General features: G+C 61.7%; 1 protein-coding gene. It reads left to right on the top strand.

The features are described 5' to 3' along the window. Positions 1-326, top strand: a 326-nt coding sequence (locus JOY50_RS28735) for an immunoglobulin-like domain-containing protein (protein WP_243056197.1), incomplete at both ends; no start/stop codon positions are given.

Raw genomic sequence — 326 nt, 5'->3', positions numbered from 1 at the left:
CGCTGGTGAAATCAGCGTTGGCATTAAATCGGCGGTAGACGCTACCGGCGCCACCTTTGAAAACCTGGAGTTGGGCGGCGCTGCGAAAGTGGATGTCACCGACACCACCGACGAAGTGGTGGCCAAGCTGACCGCAACGCCTTCGGTCACCGAAGGCGGCGAGATCACCTACACCATCACCCTGACCAACAAAGACGGCCTGCCGATCAACAACCACGGCGCCTTGACCTTCACGCTGAGCGACGGCAAGACCGTCATCACCGTACCGGCCAACGGCACCAGCGGTTCGATCACCGTGACCGCGCCGGACAACGTCTACGTCGGCA

It is taken from the genome of Pseudomonas sp. BP01 (assembly GCF_022760795.1).
GTDB lineage: Bacteria > Pseudomonadota > Gammaproteobacteria > Pseudomonadales > Pseudomonadaceae > Aquipseudomonas > Aquipseudomonas putida_Q.
Note: the sequence above shows the minus strand (reverse complement) of the source record. Positions and strands in the feature narration are given on the sequence as shown.